This is a genomic window from Xanthomonas arboricola, from assembly GCF_002940665.1.
GTDB lineage: Bacteria > Pseudomonadota > Gammaproteobacteria > Xanthomonadales > Xanthomonadaceae > Xanthomonas > Xanthomonas arboricola_B.
The window spans coordinates 1,156,857-1,171,864 of the sequence record NZ_MIGY01000003.1; the positions used below are offsets into that span (position 1 = coordinate 1,156,857).

Annotated in this window: 11 protein-coding genes; 4 read left to right on the plus strand and 7 right to left on the minus strand. The window is 65.1% G+C overall.

Annotated features, from left to right (window positions below):
- Positions 1-607 precede the first annotated feature (607 nt).
- Positions 608-1,696: a hypothetical protein gene (locus XarjCFBP7645_RS21480; RefSeq protein ID WP_146096369.1), complete on the plus strand. Its 1,089-nt coding sequence runs from the start codon at positions 608-610 to the stop codon at positions 1,694-1,696.
- A 71-nt stretch (positions 1,697-1,767) separates the two neighbouring features.
- Here the strand turns inward: XarjCFBP7645_RS21480 and aceE are convergent, their stop codons facing one another.
- The 4 genes from aceE to XarjCFBP7645_RS18775 form a co-directional block, all read right to left on the minus strand.
- Entirely contained in the window at positions 1,768-4,455 is a 2,688-nt protein-coding gene (gene aceE, locus XarjCFBP7645_RS18760; RefSeq protein ID WP_104538661.1) for a pyruvate dehydrogenase (acetyl-transferring), homodimeric type, read from the minus strand.
- Positions 4,456-4,747: 292 nt separating this feature from the next.
- Complete coding sequence (locus XarjCFBP7645_RS18765; protein ID WP_047126143.1) at positions 4,748-5,746, minus strand: arabinogalactan endo-1,4-beta-galactosidase; 999 nt, start codon at positions 5,744-5,746, stop codon at positions 4,748-4,750.
- Positions 5,747-6,696: 950 nt separating this feature from the next.
- A complete protein-coding gene (locus XarjCFBP7645_RS18770; RefSeq protein WP_104538662.1) occupies positions 6,697-8,019 on the minus strand; it encodes an XVIPCD domain-containing protein in 1,323 nt (440 codons plus the stop codon).
- Positions 8,016-8,615 carry a hypothetical protein gene (locus tag XarjCFBP7645_RS18775; protein WP_181126385.1) on the minus strand — a complete coding sequence of 200 codons (600 nt, stop codon included), beginning with the start codon at positions 8,613-8,615 and terminating at the stop codon, positions 8,016-8,018. The genes XarjCFBP7645_RS18770 and XarjCFBP7645_RS18775 overlap by 4 nt, the downstream gene beginning before the upstream one ends.
- A gap of 297 nt (positions 8,616-8,912) precedes the next feature.
- Here XarjCFBP7645_RS18775 and XarjCFBP7645_RS18780 point away from each other — a divergent pair, with 297 nt between their 5' ends.
- Genes XarjCFBP7645_RS18780 through XarjCFBP7645_RS18790 form a run of 3 tightly spaced genes read left to right on the plus strand, consistent with a single transcriptional unit; the run spans position 8,913 to position 11,709 of the window.
- The gene (locus tag XarjCFBP7645_RS18780; protein ID WP_258079588.1) at positions 8,913-10,862 is read left to right on the plus strand and encodes a SpoIIE family protein phosphatase; all 1,950 of its coding nucleotides are present in this window, start codon (positions 8,913-8,915) and stop codon (positions 10,860-10,862) included.
- On the plus strand, positions 10,862-11,293 hold the full coding sequence (locus XarjCFBP7645_RS18785) for an ATP-binding protein (RefSeq protein ID WP_047126146.1): 432 nt from the start codon (positions 10,862-10,864) through the stop codon (positions 11,291-11,293). Before XarjCFBP7645_RS18780 ends, XarjCFBP7645_RS18785 begins: the two co-directional genes overlap by 1 nt.
- Positions 11,290-11,709 carry an STAS domain-containing protein gene (locus tag XarjCFBP7645_RS18790; protein ID WP_104538664.1) on the plus strand — a complete coding sequence of 140 codons (420 nt, stop codon included), beginning with the start codon at positions 11,290-11,292 and terminating at the stop codon, positions 11,707-11,709. Before XarjCFBP7645_RS18785 ends, XarjCFBP7645_RS18790 begins: the two co-directional genes overlap by 4 nt.
- Positions 11,710-11,828: 119 nt before the next feature.
- Here XarjCFBP7645_RS18790 and XarjCFBP7645_RS18795 read toward each other — a convergent pair whose 3' ends face one another.
- From XarjCFBP7645_RS18795 to mdcH, 3 genes are all read right to left on the minus strand, one after another.
- Positions 11,829-12,548 carry a GntR family transcriptional regulator gene (locus tag XarjCFBP7645_RS18795; RefSeq protein WP_104538665.1) on the minus strand — a complete coding sequence of 240 codons (720 nt, stop codon included), beginning with the start codon at positions 12,546-12,548 and terminating at the stop codon, positions 11,829-11,831.
- A 79-nt stretch (positions 12,549-12,627) separates the two neighbouring features.
- Positions 12,628-13,983 (minus strand): SLC13 family permease, encoded by a 1,356-nt coding sequence (locus tag XarjCFBP7645_RS18800; RefSeq protein WP_104538666.1) that lies wholly within the window; start codon positions 13,981-13,983, stop codon positions 12,628-12,630.
- 84 nt (positions 13,984-14,067) lie between these two features.
- On the minus strand, positions 14,068-14,988 hold the full coding sequence (gene mdcH / locus XarjCFBP7645_RS18805) for a malonate decarboxylase subunit epsilon (protein ID WP_047126150.1): 921 nt from the start codon (positions 14,986-14,988) through the stop codon (positions 14,068-14,070).
- Positions 14,989-15,008 lie beyond the last annotated feature (20 nt).

Consider the following 15,008-nt stretch of genomic DNA (forward strand, 5'->3'; position numbering starts at 1 on the left):
GGGTCGCGTTCGCCGCTCAGCGTGCATACGAATCTGGAATCAATGACATGTCAAAGGTGAGCCGGGTCATTGAGCGCGAAGGCGACGTGTTCGTCGTAGGGACGACTCCTAGATTCCGCGCATCGGTACTAGCTGGCGAGCAGCCGCCCATCCCCGAACATTCCAGTACAGCGCTGGCTCAACATGCTGCTGCGCAGCCTTCAATGGAACCCGATGCTCAGGCCATTAGTCCCCCAATGGTTTAGCAAATTTCTAGAACCAATCCGGTACGTGCACGCCTGGACGCCGACCCGGTGGCGTATCGTTGGTCCAGTTATCAAGCCAATCTTGGCCAGCGCGGGCACTCTGCACTGACGCCACATCCCTGTTGGCTTGCGCCTGGCAACGACTTGGTTGAGCGATCCGACGCCTTCCGCGCGATGGTCGAAGCCAAGGCAGGCCGCTTTGCGAGTGTCAGGCCCGCTCATCGGCCACACAAGTCGAGCGTCGTCGACTGATAAGTGAACCTGACCTCGTTATTCGCCCTACCTCCGCTTTTTTTGTACATTACCGTGGAAGCTAAGAAAGCTTCTAAAGATTCTTAAAATTCAACCTGGGGAGAAATCACTTGACTGGAAACATCGAACCCGAGCGGGGCAGAGCCGATCACGTGCGGCCTGAATTCGAAGTCATGGTCCCATGCACGCCTGCAGAATTTGGAGATTTCATATCCGGACTTCTGGGAAAGCCACAGACAATTGAAAAAATAATATTTGGCGCATTCGAGATCACGCGCAATGATGTGATAAACACGTTTCATTTAGTTCAGCAACGCATCAGCCATCAAAATCAAGCCACACTCATACAGTTTACCACCCGTGTCTTTTACGATGACGACTCCTCCGTTCTACTTAATAGTATCGATGATTTCGAGAATTATGCCGAAGTCAGACCAATCGCATCAGTCGGCGTCGCGCTATCCTGGACATATCTCATCCAGTTCCGGGGAAGGGCGACTCCCGAGAAACAGGAGATAAACCTCTCCTTTCAAGGCACTCGCAATGATATCGACTCCATGAATTATGGCGATGGCTTTCCGACAAAAAGATCACAGCACTGGACGCCCGCCGCGTGTATTTTTCGGATTGCTCACACTGAACGAACATGGGGGATAGATATCGAATCACTCCTTACCGGGCACGTAAAAACATTCCTTCAACAAGAATCCTGGGCCAAGAGATTTGCAAGAAAAAGGAGCGGCGGAATTGGGATATTATCAAGCTCGATATTCATGCTCGGATCGATTTTTGGCGTTTACTTTACAGCAAAGGACTTCACGAACTCCTACATTGAAAAAATTAATGCAATTAAAGCCGGAGCCAAAGGAGCTCAAGCCGACAGAGTTATATCCGAGCAGGTCGAGCTTATTCTTACAGTAATTTCGACGGGAGCATGGCCTCGCTTCACATTTACATCAGTCATATTTCTTTTTATTTCCTTGATTGCAAGCCTTGTCGTCGGGCTATGGATCGAGGCCAAAGCTAATACTACCCCCTGCAGCTACGTTCTGCTTTCAAAACAAGCCGACCTACGGCGCAAGAAGATGCTAGATCGAATTCGTCGAGACTGGGCGATGTTCTACCTTTCAGTAGCAGTGAGCATCTTGGCGGGAGTTTTTTCAAACGTTATATTCACTAAGTTTTTCAGCTCTATCTGAAAAAATTTCTCGGCACACACAAAAATGGGCGACCATCGGGCCGCCCATTTTGGTTAATCGAGAAGTAAATCTCAAACCCCTACAGGATTCGCCTTCTCAGGATCGATCTTGTACTGCTTGATCGCCCGGGCCACATCCTTGCCCGTCATCTTGCCATCCTTCGCCAGCGCGGCAATCGCCGCGTGTGCGATGTAGTAACGGTCGACCTCGAAGAACCGGCGCAGGTTGGCACGCGTATCCGAACGACCGAACCCATCCGTGCCGAGCACGGTGTAGGTCATCGGGACGAAGGCGCGGATCTGGTCGGCGAAGGCGCGCACGTAGTCGGTTGCGGCGATGGCCGGGCCCTGGCGGCCTTCCAGCAGCTGGGTGACGTAGGGCTTGCGCTGTTCGGCTTCCGGGTGCAGGCGGTTCCAGCGTTCCACGGCGTAGCCGTCGCGGCGCACTTCGTTGAGGCTGGGGCAGGACCAGATGTCGGCGGTGACGCCGAAGTCCTTGTCCAGCAGCTCGGCCGCGGCAATGGCCTCGCGCAGGATGGTGCCGCTGCCCAGCAGCTGCACGCGCAGCTCGCCCTTCTTGGGCTTGCCGGCGTCGGTGAGCAGGTACATGCCCTTGATGATGCCCTCGGCTGCGCCGTCCGGCATGCCGGGGTGGGCGTAGTTCTCGTTCATCAGGGTGATGTAGTAGTACTCGTCGATCTGGTCTTCCATCATCGCCTTCATGCCGTGCTGCATGATGACGGTGACTTCGAAGCCGAAGGTCGGATCAAAGCTACGCACGTTCGGGATGGAGCCGGCGATGACCTGGCTGAAGCCGTCTTCGTGCTGCAGGCCTTCGCCGTTGAGCGTGGTGCGGCCGGCAGTACCACCGAGCAGGAAGCCACGCGTGCGCATGTCCGCTGCCTGCCAGGCGATGTCGCCCACGCGCTGGAAGCCGAACATGGAGTAGTAGATGTAGAACGGCAGCATCGGCACGTCGGAGACCGAATAGCTGGTGCCGGCGGCCATCCACGAGGCGATGGCGCCCGGCTCGCTGATGCCCTGCTGCAGCACCTGGCCGGTCTGGTCTTCGCGGTAGTACATCAGCTGGTCGGCGTCGACCGGCTTGTACTTCTGGCCGAACGGGGCATAGATGCCGATCTGGCGGAACATGCCTTCCATACCGAAGGTGCGCGCCTCATCGGCCACGATCGGCACGATGCGCGGGCCCAGTTCCTTGTCGCGCAGGGCGATGTTGAGGCTCTGCACGAAGGACATGGTGGTGGAGTAGCTGCGCTCGCCGCTGTCCTTGAGCAGGCGCTCGAACTTGTCGAGCGTGGGCGCGACGAACGACTTGCTGGCCTTGGGACGGCGCGACGGCAGGAAGCCGCCCAGCACGTTGCGGCGCTCCTTCAGGTACTGCACTTCCGGGGAGTCTTCGCCGGGGTGGTAGAACGGCACCTGGCCGTCTTCCAGCTGGGCGTCGGTCACCGGAATGTTGAAGCGGTCGCGGAAGTGCTTGACCGCCGCGTCGTCCAGCTTCTTGGTCTGGTGGGTGGGGTTGAGCGCCTCACCGGCCGAGCCCATGCCGTAGCCCTTGACCGTCTTGGCCAGGATCACGGTGGGCATGCCGGTGGTGTTCACGGCCTGGTGGTAGGCGGCGTACACCTTGTGCGGGTCGTGGCCGCCACGGTTCAGGCGCCAGATGTCGTCGTCGGACAGGCCGGCGACCATGGCCGCAGTCTCCGGGTACTTGCCGAAGAAGTTGGCGCGCGTGTAGGCGCCGCCGAAGGCCTTGCAGTTCTGGTATTCGCCGTCGACGGTTTCCATCATCAGCTTGCGCAGCACACCGTCGGTGTCCTTGGCCAGCAGCGCGTCCCAGTAGCCGCCCCAGAGCAGCTTGATGACGTTCCAGCCGCCGCCACGGAACACGCCTTCCAGCTCCTGGATGATCTTGCCGTTGCCGCGCACCGGGCCGTCCAGGCGCTGCAGGTTGCAGTTGACCACGAAAATCAGGTTGTCCAGGCCTTCACGGCCGGCCAGCGCGATGGCGCCGAGGGTTTCCGGCTCGTCGCTCTCGCCGTCGCCGATGAAGCACCACACCTTGCGGTCGGACTTCTCGATCAGGCCGCGGTTTTCCAGGTAGCGCATGAACTGCGCCTGGTAGATGGCGGCCAGCGGGCCCAGGCCCATCGACACGGTGGGGGTCTGCCAGAACTCGGGCATCAGCCACGGGTGCGGGTAGGACGAGATGCCCTGGCCGTCCACTTCCATGCGGAAGTTGTCCAGCTGGGCCTGGCTGATGCGGCCTTCCAGGAAGGCGCGGGCGTAGATGCCCGGTGCGCTGTGGCCCTGGACGAACAGCAGATCGCCCGGGTGCTGGTCGCTGGGCGCGCGCCAGAAGTGGTTGAAGCCCACGTCGTACAGCGTGGCGCTGGAGGCGAACGAGGCGATGTGGCCGCCCAGGTCGCCCGGCTTGCGGTTGGCCCGCACGACGGTGGCCATGGCGTTCCAGCGGATGATCGAGCGGATCTTCCACTCCAGCGCAGAGTCGCCGGGGTTCTTGGCCTCGTTGGCCGGTGCGATGGTGTTGACGTACTCGGTGGTGGGCGAGAACGGCAGGTAGGCGCCGGCGCGGCGGGTCTGTTCGACCATGCCTTCCAGCAGCTGATGGGCGCGCTCCGGGCCTTCGACGTCGATGACGGCCTTGATCGATTCGAGCCACTCCTGCGTCTCAAGCGGGTTCGGATCGTTGTGCAGCACTTCGTTCAACCAGTTCATTAGCGCTCCCGGGGGGACACACCCCGCGGGTGTGTCGACATCGTGAATTCGTGAACCCCCAAGTGTACCGCACGCACCTGTTGCCATTCCTCGCTACGGGTGCGTATGGAATGGGACGGTGTCGTGCGTGGGTGTGCTGGTGGCGGGTGCCGCGGCTGCGGGCGCGGCCGGCGTACGACCAAAGGATAAGGCCAGCGCGACGTGCATGCCCCGTAGGAGCGCACCTGGGCGCGAGGGGGTTTATCGGTAATGCCCGTCGCGCCCGGGTGCGCTCCTACGGTGGGGGTGTTGATCAGAACGCTTGTAGCGCTTCGGTCAGCTGGCCGTTGTTGTTGACTGCGCCCATGGTGTAGCCCTGCCAGCCGGGGTAGGCGTTGGGCTCCCAGTAGAAGATGCCGAGCACGCGCGATCCGATGGCGCTGCTGCGGCTGAGTAGGTTGGTGAGCATGGCGCGGGTGGTGGCGGCCTGCTGCCAGTCCATGCCGACCTCGGCCACGATCACGTCGCTGCCGTAGCGGGAGATCATGTCGCGCATGTTGGTGTCCAGGCGGTTGTTGTAGTCCTGCCAGCTGCCGACCGGCGGGTAATGCGACATGCCGATGACGTCCCACTTGCCGCCGGCCGAACGCAGGTTGTCGAAGAACCAGCGGAAGTTGGCGTTGTCGTAGCCGTTGGCCAGGTGCACGATGACCTTGGCGTTGGGGTACACCGCCTTGGTGGCGTTGTAGCCGCTGTTGATGAACTGGCCCAGGGTGGCGAAGTTGGGCGTCTTGCCCTCGTTCCACAGCATGCCGCTGTTGATCTCGTTGCCCACCTGCACCCAGCTGACGGTGATGCCGTTGTCCTTGAGGTAGCTGAGGATGCCCTGGGTGTGGCTGTAGACATCGGTATTGAGCTGGGCGACGGAGTGGCCCGCCCAGGCGGCCGGCTTGGTCTGCTTGCCGGGGTCGGCCCAGCTGTCGCTGTAGTGGAAGTCGATCATGATGCGCATGCCCTGCGCGGCAGCGCGCTTGGCCTTGTCCAGGGTGTCGCGGCCATCGTTCCAGCCGCCGGACGGGTTGACCCACACGCGCAGGCGCACTGCGTTGCCGCCCACGTCCTTGAACAGCTTGATGAAGTCGGTGGTGTTGCCGGCCGCATTGCGAAACACCTGCGGCGGGTTGGCCGCGGCCTGCTGGTTGAGCCAGCTGACATCGGCGCCCTTGGCGATGCCCTGTGCGCCGGCGCCGGCGCTGAGGCCGCCCAGCAGCACCAGCAGCACACAGTGGTACCCCTTGCGAAGAACGTGCATGAACCCTCTCCCTTGATGGTTGGATGTCGCGCCACGTGGCGCCCTGCCTGATCCCCCTGAATTCGCCGCATGCCTGTGGCGATGCGGCGCTGCCCGCAGCGGCCAGACACGCCGCGAAACGGTGGCGATTGCAGCACGGCGGCGCAATGCGGCCGCGCTCGCTATAGCTGCTGCGCCATTGCGGCATATCTCGCGGCGGCAAACACCTTGCGCCAGCGAACTGGCGATATTTCCGCCAGCGCATTGTTGTGCGGGTGCAACAGAAAACCGGCGCGCTAGTGCGCAGCGGGTCTGCGACTGGCGATCCGTCGCTGCGGCGAGTGGCGTGGTGGACTGTTAGCGACAGCGCATGTATCCGGGCTCGCTGCGATGACGCGCTGCCGACTTCCCGGCACCGGGACGCGTTGCTGGAAGCGCACACCCTCGCCGTACGTACGCCGCTCACCGCGCGCTGTAGCTGTAGCTGTGGCTGTGGCTGTGGCTGTGGCTGTGGCTGACAGCTGATTCTGGAACGACACCCCTGGCTCGATCACCGTCACCGGCGCTACGCGGCAAGCTGCGATTCCAGCTCGACAGCAGCAGCCGACGGGTGAAGACCGCCCGCCTTCCAGCTGCCCTGCCCGCTCGGCGCACTCGGCAAGCTAGCGGCCATAGATGGACAGCGGCCGAACGAAAAAACGCCGGGCAAGCCGGCGTTTTTCCTGTGCACCACGCGATGGCGGCAATTGGCAACTCGAAGCGTCGCCGCGTCAGGCCTGCAGGTCGGGCGCAGTCACCGCATCAAGAGCAACCTACCAGCACGTAGCGAGCGGCCGTCAGATGATGCGGGCGGCGCACCCAGCACCGCAGTGCGTGCGTGGTCCACGCCGATTCCGAGGAGCAGCCGCGCCCGCCTGACGGCTGCGCAGCCGTCTTGTCGGCTGCCCAACGCCACGCATGCATGAGCGTACTCAGCCCAGCGCGCGTGCGCCCTGCTGTTGTTGCTGGGTCTGGGTTTGCTGCTGTTCCAGCGCCACCGACTGGCGTGCGGCGTTGTCGGCCACGCGCTGGCTGCTCTGCTCCAGCGGGGTGTTCATGGCGGCCACCGTCTCCACGCTGACACGCAGCTGCGCGGGGTCGTCCACGCGGCCCTGCACGGCGAAGGTACGTGCGGCATCGGGGCTCATCATCACCGCGTCGATGCGCTGGCCGCCGACGGCGTGCATTTCCGAGGCGAGCGAGCCGGACAACTGGGCGCTTTGCTGGTCGGGCGTGCGCCCTGCGCGTGCGTCCTGTGCGTGCACGCCACGCTGCGCGTCCTGGAACAAGGTGTTGCCCACATGCCCCGGCTGATCGATGCGCAGCGAGGTGTGGTCGTTGCCGTGTTCGCGTGCGTCGCGCTTGGCGGGCTCGCCTGGAGCAAGCGGGCCGCGGATGGCGTCGATGGCGTCCTGGCCGAGGCCGCGACCGCTGCGGCTGATGACGGTGATGCCGGCACGGATCTGATCCAGATCGGTGCGGTACTCGTTGATCATGCGCTTGTTGGTTTCCGCAAGCGTACGCGCACTCGGATCGCTGAGGACGGAACCTTCCTTCAAGAAATTGTCGAGTTTGTGCGCGCCTAACGAGGTTCCTGCAGCGAGCACCGGAGAATCCGGAATCAGAAAGTTCGCTCTGCTGTTGCTGTAACCGGCGTGACCGAGCGTACTGATCTCGTCCGGTTTTGCGTAGATGCGCACCTGGCCGAAATGCGGCGACGCTGCACTCACCGGGTCGGACGCCATCACATGGTTCACCATGGTGTTACCGCCCTCCGGAATCCGGTAGGACAGGCTGGCTGCACCATACGAATTGAAGGTTTCGCCCTTGAGGTCGTAGTGGTGTGCGGAAATCTGCGCGAGCGCACCACCGAGCGAATGGCCCGTCATCGTCACTTCCGGCTGATGCCCGGTCCGGTTGCCGTAGTCCTTTGCGTAGTCGAGTGCATGCTTGGTCAGCGCCAGCGCATCGTCGGCTTGCGGGTTGTGGCGGCTGCGCACCATCGATGCATCGGTCAGGATGTCGTCGATCTTGCCCTCGGTGCCGCGATGCGCGACAACGATTTCGCCAGTGCTTTCACGGCGGTAGATCGTGCCCTGATAGCCGGTGGCCTTGTTGTCGACATGCTCCAGGATGGCGTACGTCTCGTTTCCGACCGGAACCAATTCCTCATGACCCGGCGCGCGCCGCCCAACCGCGTGATTCTTGTACGTGTCCTCGGACAAGTTGGCGTAGTGCTGCGATGGGACGGTCATGGCGCAACTTCCTTGGCAGCCAATGTGATGGTGAAGAGATTGTCGCGGATCTCGGGCTTGAACTTGTCCGGGCTCAGCTCACCGGTGTCCAGAAAGCTCTCGGACTCCGAGCGCGGATAGCCTTTCTTCCAGTAGTGCTTTGTCTGCGGCTGCTGCGCAGTCACCGTCTTGCCTTCGATAAACGACAGGAAGCGGGTTTCTTCCTCGGCACCGGTGGCTTTCAAGAGCACGCTGGCGCCGCTGAATTCCCAGTGGCAGACGCCGCGGCCGTAGTAGTCCTCGTCCTGCATCAGGTCCAGATAGACGGTGCCGCGGTATTCGGTGTCGGAGATCTTCTTGAGTGCGAAGTCTTCCTGGCTGGTGATGCGCCCGGCGGTGCCGGTTTCGGGCTGGATCTTGCCGCATTCGGCTTCGTTGCTGACGTCGTACTGCGCCGCGCCCTGCACCAGGCCGAACGCACCGGGCGCCTTGTCCAGCGTCAGCGTGACCTCGTAGGCCTTGCGCGGGTTGGGATTGAGCTTGGCAAGGCCGCGGCCACCGGCCTCGACGTCGGCTTCTGCGGCGGCCTCGGTTGCGGGGGATTGGGTCTGGGTCATGCTGGTCTCCGGGGCGTTACAGGCCGTAAGCAAAAGGGCCAGCAGGCTCGGGGTCAGAATCTGGCGCAAGGCCGGCCTCCATGGCGATAGGGGGAGTCAATCTAGTTTGCTTGACCCGCTGGGGTCAATTTACGGCAGCTGAGGATGAGGCGGCCGTGAGCCGGTTGCCGGCCGCCGCAAAACTGCCATGATCGGGGCCATCCGCCACCACGGAAGCGCGCCATCGCCACAGGTCCCACATCGCCAGCCGACAGCGTGGCCGTCACTGCGCGGGTGCACTGGCGGCACAGCCTGCGCATGCGCGTGTTGCTGGCCGCCACCGCGGTGCTGGTGGTGTTGCTGACGTTGCTGGGCACGGTGTTCTACCTGGGCGCACGCGCCGAGCTGGTGGAGGCGGCGCGCACCGAGGTGGATGGCCTGACCGAGCAGACCGCGCGCAGCCTGGCGGCGATGCTCGACTCGGTGCAGGTGAGCGGCCGCACGCTGGCGGCCAGCAGCAGCGCGGTGGGGCTGCAGCCGTTCAATCTGCGCGCCCTGCTGCTGGCCACGCTCAGCGGCGACCCGGATATCGGTGCGGCGCGCTTGATCATCGAGCCGCGCACGCAGAAGGCGCGCGACGCCGGGTTTGTCTGGTACGTGCATCGCGACGGCGCGCGCGTGCTGGAAAAATCGGTGCAGGACCTGGGCTACGACTACCGCGCGATGCCGTGGTATCTGCGCACGCAGCGGGACGGGCGCGCGTGGTGGTCCGAGCCGTATCTCACCACCGATGGCGGCAGCGCGCTATACACCAGCTACAACCTGCCGCTGCGCCGGCCGGGCGATGCGGTGGATGCCGCGCCGGTGGGCATGGTCAGCGTGGACCTGCCGCTGCAGCACCTGCGCGACATCATCGACCAGTTGCCGCGCGACATCGGCATCCGGCCGATGCTGCTGTCGCCCGAAGGCATGCTGTTGTTCGGTCCCGACCCGGCGTTGAACCTGCGTTACACGCTGGAGCGTTACGTGGCGCATTCGCGGCCCGACCTGCTGCCGCTGCAGCGCGCGGTGGCGGCGGGCCAGCCGATCTCGTTTGCGCACACCGCGCCGGATGGCGAGCGCTTTCTGACCCATAGCGCGGTAGTGGGGCGCAGTGGCTGGACCTTTGTGCTGTCCGCCTCGGAAGGCTATGTGCTGGCGGGCCTGAACTGGCTGGCCGCGTGGGTGGCGCTGGCGGCGTTGCTGGGTGCGGTGGCGTGGTGGTGGCTGATGGGGCGGATCACCCGCAAGCTGACGCGCCCGATCGAGGAATTGACCGATACCGCAGAGCACTTTCGCCGTGGCGAATTCGAATACCCGCTGCCGCACATCGAACGCCGCGACGAGGTGGGCGTGATGGCGCGTGCGTTCGACAGCGCGCGCGATGCGATCCGCGACCACATCGTGCAGATCGGCGAGATGACCGCCGCCCGCGAGCGCATGCACAGCGAACTGCAGATTGCGCGCGAGATTCAGCAGGCGATGCTGCCTTCCGGGCGCACCTTCGACCGCGCCGGTTCGCATCTGGAAACCTGCGCCTGGCTGGAGCCGGCCAAGGCGGTGGGCGGGGACTTCTACCACTTCGTCGAGACCGAGCCGGGGCTACTGTGGTTCGTGGTGGGCGATGTGTCCGACAAGGGTGTGCCGGCCGCCTTGTTCATGGCGCGCGCGGTGAGCGTGCTGGAAATCGCCGCGCGCCGGCATACGCGCCCGGACAGCATCCTGATCGCCGCCTCCACGCGGCTGGCCGAAAACAACGACACCTGCATGTTCGCCACGGTGCTGTGCGGGGTGATCAATGTGGTGAGCGGCGACTACTGGCTGGCCAGTGCCGGCCACGAGCCGCCGGTGTTGATCGACATCGACGGCAGCGCGCGGCCGTTGCCGCTGGATACCGGTGCGCCACTGGGGATCGAGCCGCAGGTCGCCTACCCGGTGCTGCAGGGCCGCATGTGCGCCGGGCAGACGCTGCTGGGCTATACCGACGGGGTGACCGAGGCGATGGACGAGCAGGGCGCCAGCTATGGGCTGGAGCGCCTGCTCGGTGCATTGCGGCCACGCCGCAGCGCGGCGGCGCAGTGCAAGGCGGTGATCGCCAGTATTGCCCACTTCACCGGCCAGGCCGACCCGTACGACGACATCACCCTGCTGGCGATCCGGCTGCGCCAGGAGCATGCTGGACCGGTCGCAGACGCTGGCCGGGATGCCCCCGGAAAGGCAACGACCTGATGAAGCTCGACCTGGCCATCGCGCCCTCGCTGGCCCAGCTGGCCGGCGCCAACGACGCGCTGGAACACTCGCTCACGCTGGAAGGCCTGCACGCCGAGCGCATCGGCCAGGTGCGGCTGATCGTGGAAGAGCTCGGCTGCAATGCGCTCACCCACGGCCAGTGCGCCGAGCAGCCGCTACGCCTGCAACTGCAGCTGGACCCGCAGGCGCTGGTGTTGGAGATGCATGACCCCGGCAGCGCGTTCGACCCCAGCACCGCCACGATGCCGGACCTGAGTGCCGAGCTCGACGAGCGCGCGATCGGCGGGCTGGGGCTGTTCCTGGTGCATCAGTTCGCCGATCACATCGACTACCGCCGCGATGGTGCATACAACGTGGTGCGCGTCACCTTGCTGCACCCATACGCCCCCCTCCCCGAGGCACTGTCATGACCACGCTCGCCATCCAGATCGACCCGCCGCAGGACACCCGTCAACGCGTCATCCTGACCGGGCGCCTGGACACCCACACCTCTCAGGATCTGGATACGGCGCTGTCGCCGCTGCTGGGCACCCTGATCACCACGCTGGTGCTGGACCTGACCGCGCTGGAATACATCTCCAGCGCCGGTATCCGCTGCATCTTCAAGGCGCGCAAGGCACTGGCCACGCGCCAGGGCAAGGTGCTGGTGACCAACCCGCAGCCGCAGATCCGCAAGGTCTTCGACATGGTCAAGGCAGTGCCGCTGAGCGATGTCTTCGCCTCCACCGAAGAGCTGGATGCCTACCTGGCGGCGATGCAGCGCAAGGTCATCGAACAGCATGCGCAAGGCGATAGGCCGATCGTGCCGCATTTCGCCGAGGCCTGAGAACGGCCAACGCCGCGCAGCGAAGCGCCGCCGGCTGGATGCGGACGGCAGCAGTGCACCCCGGCAGGAGAAGGCAAATGCGATGGTGCACGTGATGATGCGCCGGACAGCGCCAACGCCTACCTCCCGCCTACCCTCGGCAAGGGCGCCGGCACGTTCAACATGCCCCCGGCCGCCACATACGCCGCCAACGCCTGGCCCTGGCTCAGCAGATGCCCGTGCATCGTGCGCTCCGCGCCTTCGGCGTCGCTGCGGCGGACGCATGCCATCAGCTCGCGATGCTCGGCCAGCGACTGCGCCATGCGCCCGGGCGTCAACAGCTGCCGGCCGCGGTGCATCTTGAGGATGCGGTGCAGGTCGTGGGTGACGCGGATCAACCACGGATTGCCGGCGTACTGCTGCACGGTCTCGTGGATCAGGTAATTGTTGTGGTAGTACTCGGCCAGGTCGCCAGCGGTGGCGGCGGCTTCCATCGCCGCGTGCAGGTCTTCCAGGCGTTGCACGCCGGCCGCGTCGATGCGCTTGACCGCATCGTGCGCGCAGCGGCCTTCTAGCATCGCCATCACCGGGAACAACTGGTTGAGGTCTTCCAGCGTCAGCCGCGTGACCCGGCTGCCGCGGCCGGCGTCCAGTTGCACCAGGCCTTCGGCGGCGAGCAGCTTGAGGCTCTCGCGCAGCGGGGTGCGGCTGATGCCGAGTTCCTCGGCCAGCGCCGGCTCGTCGATCCATTCGCCCGGCGGCAGCGCGTAGTCGTAGATCTTCTGGCGCAGGCGCTCGGCCACTTCCTCGTACAGCGGTACGCGCTTCTTGGCGCTGCGCGAATCAGGGGCGAGGGTCATGGCAGGCGGGTCGTCGATGCTGGCGTGGGGGCGCCCATTCTACTGGGGCGCCCCAAGACCTTGCCGGACGCGGGCCGGATCACAGCCAGCCCGGCACCACGAACAGCAGCCAGGCCACCAGCGGCCCCAGCAACACCACCAGCCCGCTGTAGACCAGGAAGCGGCGGAACAGCGCGTCGCGTTCTTCCTTGGCGGCCGAGGCCACCACCAACGCACCGTTGGTGGAAAACGGGCTGACATCGACGATGGTGGACGACACCGCCAGCGCGCAGATCACCCCGGCCGCGCCGAGCTGGCCCTGCATCAGGAACGGTACCGCCAGCGGGATGGTGGCGCCCAGCACCGCCGCCGACGAGGCGAACGCGGAAACGACGCCGCCGACGTAACAGACCAGCAACGCCCCCAGCAACGGCATGCCGATCTGCGACACGCCGGTGCCGATGTAGTCCACCGCGCCGGCCTTTTCCAGCACCGCCACGTAGGTCACCACGCCGCTGATCAACAGCACCGTGGACCAGCTGATGCCGTCCACCGCGCCCTTCTGCGCACTGGGCGAGATCAGCGCCAGCGCCACCGCCACGGTGATCGACACCAGCCCGACGTTGAGGTTGTAGACCAGCGCGGCGATGCCCAGGCCGAGCAGGCCGACCAGCGTGATCACCCGATCGCGCGTGATGGCGACCGCCTCCAGCGCCAGCGGATTGGTCGACAGGGTGCCGCCACCGGCGGCCACCAGCGAACCATGCCCTTCGATCGCGAACGGGCGCTTGGAGGCCTGGTCGTCGGCCACCGCCACATACTGCGCATCGGCCAGCGAGACCTCCTGCCGGCGCATCAGCTTGAGCCCGCCGAAGGCGCAGAAGCAGATGATCGCCATCATCAGGTTGAAGCCCAGGCTGGTGAGGAACACCGCCATCTCGGTGACGTCCAGCCCGGCCTTTTCCACCACCTTGTTGGTGATGCCGCCATACACGCTGATCGGCGAAAACCCGCCGCCCTGCGCGCCATGGATCACCAGCAGGCCCATCATCAAGGGATTGATGCGGTACTGCTTGGCAAAGCGCAGCGCCACCGGGCCGATGATGGCCACCGCCGCCGGCCCGAGCGCACCGAAGGCGGTGAGCAGGCCGGTGATGACGAACATCACCCAGGGAATGGCGACGATGCGCCCGCGCACCGCGCGCACCGCCCAATGCACCAGCAGATCGATGGTGCCGTTCTTCTGCGCGATAGCGAACAGATAGGTGATGCCGACCAGGGTCAGGAACAGGTCGCCCGGAAAGCCGGCCAGCACCTCTTTGCCGTCCAGCCCCACCCACACGCCGCCGATGATGAAGGCCAGCGCGAAGGCCACCGCGCCCATGTTGATGGGCAATGCGGTGGCGACGATGAACATGATCACCAAGCCAAGAATCGTTGCAATTTGCGGGGTCATGCGCCCTCCCAGACACCTGATACGCGTACATCACGGATGGCCACCCGCCACCCAGGGGTCACGCCGTGTGCACCACCTCGACCGTCATGCCGCGCGCTCGCATGCGGCGTTGACCCACTCGACCACCCCGTGGGTGCTCTGAAATTCGTCGACCGATCGCGCTTCGCAGCCGGGCACGCGCTCGCGTGCCATGCGCGCCAATGCGCTGCCGGGCCCCAGTTCGAGAAACACGCGCGCGCCGCGTTCGGCGGCCTGCACCAGCACCTCGTACCAGCGCACGGTCTGCGCGATCTGTGCGGCCAGCGTGTCCACCACCAGGGCCTGCGTGGTGACGGCACGCGCATCGATGCCGGCCAGCACGCGCAGCCTGGGCGCCTGCACGGCTGCATTGTTCAATTCGACGGCGAAGGCGTCGGCAGCCGCCCGCAACCACGGCGTATGCGCCGGCACGCTCACCGGCAACGGCGTGACGCGTGCGCCCTGCGCCTGCGCTGTATCGCCCAGTGCCTGCAGCGCCGCCTGCGGGCCACCGAGCACGGCGTGGTCGTCGCCATTGACGATGGCGATGGCCGCGCCATGCGCCCGGCACAGCGCCTCGAGCGTGCGCAGCGGCAGCCCGAGCACCGCCATCAAGCCGGCTTGTTGCGGGCTGGCCGCATCCATCAGGCGCGCGCGGGTGGCAGCCAGCTGCAAGCAGGTGGCGATCTCCATGCTGCCGGCGACCGCATGCGCGGCCAGCTCGCCGACGCTGTAGCCCAGCACCAACACCGGCGTGGGCAGCTGTGTACGCAGCACCTGCCAGTGCGCCAGCGTGCCGGCGCAGACCAGCGGCTGTGCGATGGCATTGGTGTAGCGGGAGTTGTCTGCGGCAAGCGTTTGCGCCGAGGCGCCAAGCACCTTGCTCGCGGCGGCGATCACCTCGGCCGCGGCCGGCGCATCGGCAACCCGCGCGAACATCGCGGCGTGCTGCCCACCCTGGCCTGGACAGAGCACGGCCAGGCTCATTGGGTGACCTGCTTGCAGAA

Coding starts and splice junctions, on each gene's coding strand:
- aceE (WP_104538661.1), bottom strand. CDS start 4,455: ATGAACTGGTTGAACGAAGTGCTGCACAACGATCCGAACCCGCTTGAG.
- XarjCFBP7645_RS18765 (WP_047126143.1), bottom strand. CDS start 5,746: ATGCACGTTCTTCGCAAGGGGTACCACTGTGTGCTGCTGGTGCTGCTG.
- XarjCFBP7645_RS18770 (WP_104538662.1), bottom strand. CDS start 8,019: ATGACCGTCCCATCGCAGCACTACGCCAACTTGTCCGAGGACACGTAC.
- XarjCFBP7645_RS18775 (WP_181126385.1), bottom strand. CDS start 8,615: ATGACCCAGACCCAATCCCCCGCAACCGAGGCCGCCGCAGAAGCCGAC.
- XarjCFBP7645_RS18780 (WP_258079588.1), top strand. CDS start 8,913: ATGCGCGTGTTGCTGGCCGCCACCGCGGTGCTGGTGGTGTTGCTGACG.
- XarjCFBP7645_RS18785 (WP_047126146.1), top strand. CDS start 10,862: ATGAAGCTCGACCTGGCCATCGCGCCCTCGCTGGCCCAGCTGGCCGGC.
- XarjCFBP7645_RS18790 (WP_104538664.1), top strand. CDS start 11,290: ATGACCACGCTCGCCATCCAGATCGACCCGCCGCAGGACACCCGTCAA.
- XarjCFBP7645_RS18795 (WP_104538665.1), bottom strand. CDS start 12,548: ATGACCCTCGCCCCTGATTCGCGCAGCGCCAAGAAGCGCGTACCGCTG.
- XarjCFBP7645_RS18800 (WP_104538666.1), bottom strand. CDS start 13,983: ATGACCCCGCAAATTGCAACGATTCTTGGCTTGGTGATCATGTTCATC.
- mdcH (WP_047126150.1), bottom strand. CDS start 14,988: ATGAGCCTGGCCGTGCTCTGTCCAGGCCAGGGTGGGCAGCACGCCGCG.